This is a genomic window from Chloroflexota bacterium (assembly GCA_038040195.1).
In the GTDB taxonomy this organism is placed as follows: domain Bacteria; phylum Chloroflexota; class Limnocylindria; order QHBO01; family QHBO01; genus DASTEQ01.
Map to the genome: position 1 here is coordinate 1 of JBBPIR010000046.1, position 1,011 is coordinate 1,011.

The 1,011-nt window shown below is 66.7% G+C and carries 1 protein-coding gene; it reads left to right on the top strand.

The window, feature by feature from the left end; genetic code table 11:
* Positions 1-1,011, top strand: a 1,011-nt coding sequence (locus AABM41_09930) for a hypothetical protein (protein MEK6192612.1), incomplete at both ends; no start/stop codon positions are given.

The following is a 1,011-nucleotide window of genomic DNA, read 5'->3' on the forward strand; positions in this document are numbered from 1 at the left end:
CTGTCGGGGGTCGCCAACCGCTATGTCGAGCTGCAGATGCCCAGCGCCGACGAGCAGGGGGCAGAGATCGCCGACGGGGGCAGCCTGCCGCTCTCGGCGACGATCTCCGAGGTCGACCTCGACCAGCTGTTCAACACCCTCGACAAGCGCACGGTGCGCGGCTTTAAGGACGTGATCAAGGGCTTTGCCAGCGCCTATGACGGGATCGGCCCGCAGACAAACCGCGGCTTTAAGTACCTAAACCCGTTTCTTTCCACCTCGCGCGAGCTGTTCAGTGAGCTGACCTTTGACGAGCGCCGCTTTGAGCGGCTGATCGTCGACGCGGCCTCGCTTAGCGGGACCCTGGCCTCGCGCTCGGATGACCTCGAGCAGTTCGTCTCCAACACCAACGCCATGATGGGCGCGATCGGCGCCGAGAACGTCGCCCTGGCCGACGCGGTGGGCCAGCTGCCGGATTTCATGCGCGCCTTTAACACCACCGCGGTCAACCTGCGGGCCACCCTCGATGACCTCGACCCCCTGGTCGACGCCTCCAAGCCGGTCGCCAAAAAGCTTCAGCCCTTCGTGCGCCAGCTGCGCGGCTTTGCCAACGACGCTGTTCCCACCGTCAGAGACCTCGACGCGATCGTAAAGCGGCGTGGCTCTGACAACGACCTGATCGAGCTCACCAAGCTGCAGGTGCCGCTCGCCAAGATCGCGGTGGGACCGGTCACCCGCAACGGGCAGTCGCGCCGCGGGGCGCTGCCGGAGTCGCGGGATGCACTGACCAGCGGCCTTCCCCAGCTTGCCTTCCTGCGCCCGTACGTGACCAACGAGGGCCTGTCCGGCTGGTTCGACGACTTCGGCCATTCGGGCCTCACCTACGACGCCAACGGGGCCCTCGGCAGCATCTCCACCACCTTCAACCTGTTCGGGACGGTCTCGCTGCCCGGCGGCGTCACGATCCCCAACTTCGCCGACCTGATCCCGCCCGCCAGCCAGCTCAGCCGCGGCCTCACCATCAACCAGCTC